Below are 7655 nucleotides of genomic sequence, written 5' to 3'. Positions count from 1 at the left end.
GGGGGGTTCGTTTTTTTTTAATCCCCGCCCGGGCCGGGGGGGGGGGGGGCGTGGGGGGGGGGGGGGGGGGGGGGGGGGGGGGGGGGGGTTTATCCCCCCCCCCCCCCCCCCCGACCCTTTCCCGCTGCTAAGCCACCGGGCGCCATCGTCAGTAGCGCGGCTTCCGGGTCAGCGCCAGGCCGCCCAGCAGGAAGGCGACCCCGAGCACGCCGGCGACCACCGCGGAGGTGGTGTCGGCGGGCTTGTGGCTGGCGTCCATCACGGCGGTGACCAGGCCGGCGACGGCGCTGATGTAGCAGAAGATGGTGATGAAGATCTTCACCTTGGGGTGCATGGAGGTGGTCCTTTCCGGTTTCCGGGAGGGGTGTGGTGCGGTCGGGCGGTTTCCTGCGGTCAGGCGTTTTCCTGCGGTCCGCGGCCCGCGGGTGCGGTCGCGGCGGCGGTGAGGCCGAGCAGCATCACCCAGGCGTCGGGGTCCGACCGGAAGCGGTTCCAGCGGTCCGCCGCGAGGGCGAGTTCGGCCAGCGAGAGGACGCCCCGGGCGACCAGCGGCTCCAGGCGCCGCGGGCCGAGCTGCGGGGCGAAGGCGTCGGTCGGGTGGTCGTCGTTGGTGGTGGCGAAGGGGCGCAGCACCGGCCGTTCGAAGCCGGCCGCGCGCAGCAGCCGGGGGAGCCGGCGCCCGATCGAGCGGTCGCCGCCGTCGGCCCGCTGGGCGGCGGCCATCTTGGCGTGCACGCCCGCGAGTTCGGGGTACGAGGGCTCGGCGGCGCCCCACAGCGCGGAGTCGACCTCGGTGACGGCGACGGTGCCGCCGGGGCGCAGCACCCGGCGGACCTCGGCGAGCACCGCGACCGGGTCGGGCACGTGCTGGAGGACGTAGCGCAGCAGCACGAAGTCCACGCTCGCGTCCGGCAGCGGCAGGTCGGCGCCGTCGGCGACCAGCAGGGTCACCCCGGGGCCGGCCGCGTGGGCGAGCAGGTCGCCGTCGATGTCGGCGGCGATCAGCTCGGTGCCGGCGGGCAGCGCGGCGCGCAGCCGGCGGGTCACCGCGCCCGGCCCGGCGCCGAGTTCGAGCACCGTGCGGCCCGAGGGGAGGCCGAGTTCGCGCAGGATGCGCAGTTCCTCGGGGAAGGAGAGCGCGGCCTGCGCCTCCAGCCGGTCGAGTTCGGCGGCGAGGCCGCCGCCGGTGGTGCGGGCGGGGTCGTAGGATCCGCCGACCGGTCGTACGGAGGTGCTCATCGGGGCCTCGCGATCATCGTCATGCCGTGCTTGGGGCGGAGGGTGACCAGGGCCTCGGGTTCGACCGGGAAGCCCTCGACCAGCTCCAGCCGGACGGACTGGAGCAGGGAGGCGAGCACCAGGACGGCCTCCAGCATCGCGAAGTGCTGGCCGACGCAGATCCGGTCGCCGCCGCCGAACGGCAGGTAGAGGTGGCTGGGCAGGTCGGCGCCGTCGAAGCGGTCCGGGAGGTACGCGTCCGGCCGGTCCCAGTAGTCGGGGTGGCGGTGCAGCACCCACTGGCTGACGCACACCAGGGTGCCGGGCTCGACGTGGTACCCGCCGATGACGTCGGGCCCGACGGCCCGGCGGGAGATCAGCCAGACCGGCGGGTAGAGCCGCATGGCCTCCTGGATCGCCCGCCGGCAGGCCGGGAGCGCGGCCAGGTCGGCGGCGGTCGGCGGGCGGCCGCCGAGGACGCGGTCGACCTCCTCCTGGACCTTGGCCAGCTCCTCGGGGTGGCGGTCGAGCAGGTGGAGGGTCCAGGTCAGGGACTTGGCGGTGGTCTCGTGGCCGGCCATCACGATGGTCAGCACCTGGTCGCGGAGGTCCTCGTCGGAGACCAGGTGGTGGCCGGACATCAGGGTGTCCAGCAGGTCGCCGCTCGCTCCCGCGCTGCCCCCGCCCGCGCGGCGGGCGGCGATCAGGGTGCGGGTGACGGTGTTGAGGAACACCCGGGCGCGGCCGAAGTCGGCGTACCGGCGGGCGGTGTCGGCGGGGTCCGGGTCCGGGGTCGGTACGTAGTGGCCGATGCAGCGGTTGACGGCGTCCACCGCGCGGGCGAAGCCCTCGCCGATGCCGTCGATGTCGGCGCCCAGGATGGCGTGGGTGAGGATGCCGAGGGTGAGCGCGGTGAGGTGCTGGTCCACCTCCAGCGGGGTGCCGGCCTCGATCGAGGGCCGCCAGCGCTCCAGCATCTGCGCGGTGGCGTCGGTGACGATGCCGTCGAAGGTGCGGACGGCGCTGGGGCGGAAGGCGGGCGCGGTGAGGTGCCGTTGGCGGGCCCAGTCGGCGCCGTTGCTGGTCAGCAGCCCGTTGCCGAGCAGCGGGCGCAGCATGGCGTCGTCCGGGGTGCCCTCCTTGGTGTAGTTGGCGCCGTTGTCCTTGAGGACGTGCCGGGCGTACTCGGGCCGGTTGAGCAGGTAGACGGTGTCGCCGTCGGCGCGGTGCCGGGTGACGTCGCCGTAGGTGCGGGCCAGGCCGGTGATGAAGTCGAGCGGCGACTCCCTCATCAGCGCCATGTCGATGTCGTCGGCAGGGCCTGGCGGGACGGTGTGCGTAGGCACGGTGCGGACCACCCCCGTGTTTCCTCTCGGTGCTCGCCCGGGACTTCCGGAATGCGTACGCGCCCGGCGAACACATACGTACGTATTTCCCGCTGAATTCCCCGTACGCATTCGGATGCGTATGTCGATACGTATTCTGATGCGTATTCAAGGGCGCGGGACGCCTGAAATCTACCGCACCCGCCGCACGTGCTCAATACTTAGTCCGGGCACCGGAAGTGAGGTCTTGGCGGCCCATTGCGGCCGTGTCATTCTTCATTCGTCGGCAGCGCCGGGAAGCACGGAAGTGCCGAGGCCTGCCGACGACCAACCGGAATCCAGAGAAAAGGAAATTCTCATGGCTTTGGACCAGAGGAAGCGGGCCGAGTTCGTCAACGGCTACACCCGCGCCCTGATCAGCGCCTGGTCGAGCGAGGAGTACGCGGCCCGCCTGCGGACCGACGCCCGCGCCGCCCTCGCCGAGGCCGGCCTGGAGCTCCCGGCCGACGCCGAGATCGTCATCGTCCAGACTGCCGCCGAGGGCGAGCAGGAGGGCAACCTCGAGGTGCAGGTCGAGCTGTACGAGATCGGTCTGGCGACCGGCCGTTACGAGTTCCACATCCCGGAGACCCCGCAGATCGACACCGCCGAGCTCAGCGAGGGCGACCTGTCGGACATCGCGGCCGGCGGCAACTCCTGCTGCTGCCCGTGCTGCTGCTGCACCTGATCCAGCCGGGAAACCCGCAAGCCGGGCAAGGCGCCCGGCCGGTCGACCTGATGACCAGGCCGACCTGATCACCCCACCAAGGAGCGATCCACAGTGGCGACTGCCGTCGGGGAACACCCCGTCTCAGTCCGCGGCCTTCGCAAGAGCTACGGCGACTGGCACGCGGTCCAGGGTCTGGATCTGGACATCCACCAGGGTGAGGTCTTCGCCCTGCTCGGGCCGAACGGCGCGGGCAAGACGACGACCGTCGAAATCCTGGAAGGCGTCCGCCAGCGAACCGGCGGTGACGTGCGGGTCCTCGGCCGCGACCCGGCCGAGGACCGGCGCGACTGGCGCGCCAGGATCGGAGTGGTACCGCAGACCACCGGCGCCTACTCGGACCTGACGGTCCGTGAGGTGGTCGAGCACTTCGCGGCGTTCTACCCGAACCCGCTCCCGGTCGGCCAGGTCATCGACATGGTCGGACTGGGCAAGCACGAGAAGAAGCAGAGCACCGACCTCTCCGGGGGACAGGCCCGTCGGCTCGACGTCGCGGTGGGCATCGTCGGCGACCCGGACCTGATCTTCCTGGACGAACCCACCACCGGGTTGGACCCGGTGGCTCGCCGGGAGGCCTGGGACCTGGTCCGCTACTTCTCCGAGCGCGGTCGTACCACCGTGCTCACCACGCACTACCTCGACGAGGCCGAGGCGCTGTGCGAGCGCGCCGCGGTGATCGTCGCCGGCCGGGTGGTCCAGTGCGGGCCGCTGGCCGAGTTCGGCGGCCGAACGCAGACTCCGACCACGGTCTCCTTCCGGATTCCGCCGGAGCTGGCCGGCCGCACGCTGCCGTCGTTGCCACCCGGGGCCGACCCGGCCCCGGTGGGCGCGGACGGCGTGCTCAGGATCGGCACCCACGCCCCGACCGCGCTGCTCGCGGCCCTGGTCCCGTGGGCGCACCTGGCAGGGGTGGGCGAGCTGCCCGAGCTGCGGGTGCACCGGCCGACCCTGGAGGACGTGTACCTGGACCTGATCAGGGAGCACGCCGACGGCACCGACCGCGGCGCGGACAACAGCCAGCTGATCTCCGAGACGGGGACCCGATGACCCTCACCCAGACCCCCGTCGCCGCGCCGGCCCTCGACGGAGCCCGGCGCGCCGGACGGATGCCCGGCGTCTGGCGGGCCTCCGCGGCCCGTTCCAAGGTCGAACTGCGGGCGTTCTTCCGGAACAAGCAGTCGCTGGTCTTCACCCTGATGTTCCCGGTGATCCTGCTGTTCGTCTTCGGCTCGATCTTCTCCGGGAAGGTGGCCGGAACCGACACCGACCTCAAGCAGGTGTTCATGGCCGGCATCATCGCCGCCGGCGTCATGAGCACCTCCTTCTCCGGCCTCGCGATCAACATCGCGATCGAGCGCGACACCGGCACCGTCCGCCGGCTCGCGATGACCCCGATGCCCAAGTCGGCGTACTTCGTCGGCAAGCTGGTGCGGGTCATCGTCACCACCGCGCTGGAGGCCGTGCTGCTGATCGGCATCGCGCTGGCCCTGTTCGGGCTGCCGCTGCCCAGCACCCCGGAACGCTGGTTCACCCTCGGCTGGGACCTCGCGCTCGGCACCGTCGCCTGCGCGATGGCCGGCGCCGCCTACTCGGCGCTGATCCCCAACAGCCGGTCCGCGGCGGCGATCGTCACCCCGGTCTTCATGGTGCTGCAGTTCATCTCCGGCGTCTTCTTCCCGTTCGGCCAACTCCCCGCCTGGATGCAGACGGTGGCGGCGTTCTTCCCGGTCAAGTGGATGGCCCAGGGCTTCCGCTCGGTCTTCCTGCCGGACTCCTTCACCGCCGTGGAGCCCGCCGGGAACTGGGAACTGGGCCACATCGCGATGGTCCTGGTCGCCTGGTCGCTGGCCGGCCTGGTGCTGACCGCCTTCTCCTTCCGCTGGCGCGGACCCAAGGTCCGCTGAGACCTCTCGGAGCTGGAACATGACGACGGCACCGGTGCGCCTGCCGGACCACCTGATCCACCCGTTCGCCCCCGCCGGGCGGGCGAACCCGCACCCGGCGTACCGGTGGCTCCGGGCCAACGACCCGGTCCACCACGACCCGGCGTCCCGGCTCTGGCTGGTCACCACGCACGCCGACTGCGCGACGGTGCTGCGCGACCCGCGCTTCTCCGCCGCCCAGGGCCAGCGGGAACGCGCCCGCGACGACGCCCTGCCGCCGTCCATGCTCACCACCGACCCGCCGGACCACCAGCGGCTCCGGGCCCCGGGGGCGCTGCTCCTGGGGCCGGCGGCCGTCCGCTCCCTCGCCGACGGGCTCGCCGAGGACGTGGACGCGCTGCTCGACCGGCTGCCGGCCGGCGGGCGGGTGGACGCCGTCGCCGACCTCGGCCGGCCGCTCGCCACCGCCGTGTACGCGCGGCTGTTCGGCCTGCCCGCGGCGGAGCTGCGGCGCTTCGAGGCGCTCGCCCGGGCCGCCTCCGTCAACCTCGACCCGATGGTGCCCCCGGCCCGCGCCGCCCTCGGCCGCAGCGCCGCCACCGCGCTCACCCACTACCTGGACGGGCACACCGGCCGGATCCGGGACCGGGACGTCCCGCTGGCCGCCCTGGCCGCCGACGACCGGCTCAGCCGCGCCGAGATGCTCGGCGTCCTCAACCTCGCCGTGATCGGCGGCTGGCAGCCGCTCGCCGAGTTCATCGGCAACGCGCTGCACCTGCTGCTGCCCGACCGCCCGGCCGTCGCCCGGCTCGCCGCCGCCGACGAGGACCTCGCCCGCCTCGCGGTGGACGAACTGCTCCGGCTGGAGGCCCCGATCCCCTTCACCGCCCGGGTCACCACCGACCGGGTCGAACTGGCCGGCGGCGTGCTGCCGCCCGGCGCCCGGGTCCTCGCGGTGCTCACCGCCGCCAACCGCGACCCGGAGGTCTTCGCCGACCCGGACGAGCTGCGCCTCGACCGCAGCCCCAACCCCCACCTCGGCTTCGGCGGCGGCCCGCACTTCTGCCTGGCCGCCCCGCTGGTCCGGCGGACCGCCGCCCTGCTGCTGCCCCGACTGGTCCGCCGCTTCCCGGCCCTGCGCGGCCCGGACGGCGCCCCGGACTGGGACCAGAGCCTCGTCCCCCGCCGACTGCGGGCCCTCCCGATCGAGCTCGGAGCAGCGCTGTGACCACCTACGACGTCATCGTGGTCGGCGCCGGGGCGTCCGGCCTCACCTGCGCCCGACTGCTGTCCCGGGAGGGTCTGCGGGTCGTGGTGCACGAGGCCCGGGAACGGCTCGGCGGGCGGATCCACACCTTCCGGCCCGCCGACGGCGGCCCGCCGCTGGAACTCGGCGCCCAGGTCGTGCACGGGGACCGGAACCCGGTGCACGACCTGCTCGGACCGGGGAGCACCGGCGCCGTCCCGCGCCGGGTCACCGCCCGGATCGTCGAGGACGGCGCCGAGCGGTCGATGGGCGCGCTGAGCGCCGGCCGCCGCGCACCCTGGCTGCTGGAGGCGGCGCTGCGGCGCACCCCCGGCGTCACCGGCCTGTCCGTCGGCAGCTGGCTGCGCGCGTGCGGCAGCACCGGCGCCGAGGCCGCGGCCGCCGCCGAGTGGTTCCGGCAGAACTGGGCCACCGACCCGGAGCGACTCAGCGCCGCCGGGGTCGCCGCCGCGCACCGCGGGGACACCGCCGGCGAGGGCGAGTACGCCGTCGACGGCGGCTTCGCCCGGCTGCCCGAGCGGCTCGCCGACGGCCTGGACGTCCGACTCGGTTCGGTGGTGCGGGAGTTGTCGTACGAGCCGGGCCGGGTCACGGTACGGACGGACACCGGGAGCGCGGTCGCCCGCGCGGTCGTCCTCACCGTCCCCCCGGCCGCCCTCGGCGGCATCGCCGGACTGCCCGCGGCCAAGCTCGCCGCCGCCGCCGGGCTGCCCGCCGGGGACGGCTGCTGCGCCGTGGTCACCCTGGACCGGCCCGCGCCCGACACCGTGATCGTCTTCGACGTGGACGGCCGCACCGGCTTCACCCGCTGCGCCGCCGGGCGCCCCGAGGTGCTGGTGGTCGCCAAGGCGGGGGCCGCCGCCTCGCTGCGCGCGGCCGTCGCCGACCGCACGGCCCTGGCCGCCCTGCTCGCCACCGCCCTGCCCTGGACCTCCGGCGCCGCCGTCCTGGACACCGCGGTCGCCGACTGGGGCCAGGACCCGTACGCGGGAGGGGCGTTCACCACCCCCCGGGCCGGGCTGGAGGACGCCGCCCGGCGCTGGGCCGAACCGGTCGACGACACCCTCTTCCTCGCCGGTGAGGCGACCGTCGCGGGTGAGCAGCTGCCCTGGGTGCAGGGCGCCCTGGCGAGCGGCGAACGGGCCGCGGAACAAGTCCTCAAGGCACTCCGATGAACGCCCTCCGATGAACGTGAG

8 protein-coding genes are annotated in these 7655 nt (G+C 74.1%); 5 read left to right on the top strand and 3 right to left on the bottom strand.

Features of this window, described 5'->3' with window-relative positions:
• Window positions 1-148: 148 nt before the first annotated feature.
• From ACFV8H_RS37095 to ACFV8H_RS37085, 3 genes are read right to left on the bottom strand one after another with little or no spacing between them, the layout of a single operon-like run.
• Window positions 149-334 (bottom strand): hypothetical protein, encoded by a 186-nt coding sequence (locus tag ACFV8H_RS37095; RefSeq protein ID WP_360237855.1) that lies wholly within the window; start codon window positions 332-334, stop codon window positions 149-151.
• A gap of 59 nt (window positions 335-393) precedes the next feature.
• A complete protein-coding gene (locus tag ACFV8H_RS37090; RefSeq protein WP_380408599.1) occupies window positions 394-1239 on the bottom strand; it encodes a class I SAM-dependent methyltransferase in 846 nt (281 codons plus the stop codon).
• Entirely contained in the window at window positions 1236-2564 is a 1329-nt protein-coding gene (locus ACFV8H_RS37085) for a cytochrome P450 (protein ID WP_380408597.1), read from the bottom strand. The genes ACFV8H_RS37090 and ACFV8H_RS37085 overlap by 4 nt, the downstream gene beginning before the upstream one ends.
• Window positions 2565-2901: 337 nt before the next feature.
• Between ACFV8H_RS37085 and ACFV8H_RS37080 the strand changes: the two genes are divergently transcribed.
• The 5 genes from ACFV8H_RS37080 to ACFV8H_RS37060 all read left to right on the top strand — a co-directional run bounded on the left by ACFV8H_RS37080 (window position 2902) and on the right by ACFV8H_RS37060 (window position 7634).
• Window positions 2902-3270 (top strand): hypothetical protein, encoded by a 369-nt coding sequence (locus ACFV8H_RS37080; protein WP_223886012.1) that lies wholly within the window; start codon window positions 2902-2904, stop codon window positions 3268-3270.
• 93 nt (window positions 3271-3363) lie between these two features.
• Window positions 3364-4356: an ABC transporter ATP-binding protein gene (locus ACFV8H_RS37075; RefSeq protein WP_380408595.1), complete on the top strand. Its 993-nt coding sequence runs from the start codon at window positions 3364-3366 to the stop codon at window positions 4354-4356.
• Complete coding sequence (locus tag ACFV8H_RS37070; protein WP_380408593.1) at window positions 4353-5213, top strand: ABC transporter permease; 861 nt, start codon at window positions 4353-4355, stop codon at window positions 5211-5213. The genes ACFV8H_RS37075 and ACFV8H_RS37070 overlap by 4 nt, the downstream gene beginning before the upstream one ends.
• 19 nt (window positions 5214-5232) lie before the next feature.
• Entirely contained in the window at window positions 5233-6420 is a 1188-nt protein-coding gene (locus ACFV8H_RS37065; protein ID WP_380408591.1) for a cytochrome P450, read from the top strand.
• Window positions 6417-7634, top strand: coding sequence for a flavin monoamine oxidase family protein (locus ACFV8H_RS37060; protein ID WP_380408589.1), 1218 nt, complete (start codon window positions 6417-6419; stop codon window positions 7632-7634). The genes ACFV8H_RS37065 and ACFV8H_RS37060 overlap by 4 nt, the downstream gene beginning before the upstream one ends.
• Window positions 7635-7655: the final 21 nt, after the last annotated feature.

This window comes from Kitasatospora sp. NPDC059827, from assembly GCF_042731675.1.
Lineage (GTDB): Bacteria > Actinomycetota > Actinomycetes > Streptomycetales > Streptomycetaceae > Kitasatospora.
The sequence above is the reverse complement of the archived record's forward strand: the minus strand, read 5'-3'. Positions and strand labels throughout refer to the sequence as shown.

Coding starts and splice junctions, on each gene's coding strand:
- ACFV8H_RS37095 (WP_360237855.1), bottom strand. CDS start 334: ATGCACCCCAAGGTGAAGATCTTCATCACCATCTTCTGCTACATCAGC.
- ACFV8H_RS37080 (WP_223886012.1), top strand. CDS start 2,902: ATGGCTTTGGACCAGAGGAAGCGGGCCGAGTTCGTCAACGGCTACACC.
- ACFV8H_RS37065 (WP_380408591.1), top strand. CDS start 5,233: ATGACGACGGCACCGGTGCGCCTGCCGGACCACCTGATCCACCCGTTC.
- ACFV8H_RS37070 (WP_380408593.1), top strand. CDS start 4,353: ATGACCCTCACCCAGACCCCCGTCGCCGCGCCGGCCCTCGACGGAGCC.
- ACFV8H_RS37090 (WP_380408599.1), bottom strand. CDS start 1,239: ATGAGCACCTCCGTACGACCGGTCGGCGGATCCTACGACCCCGCCCGC.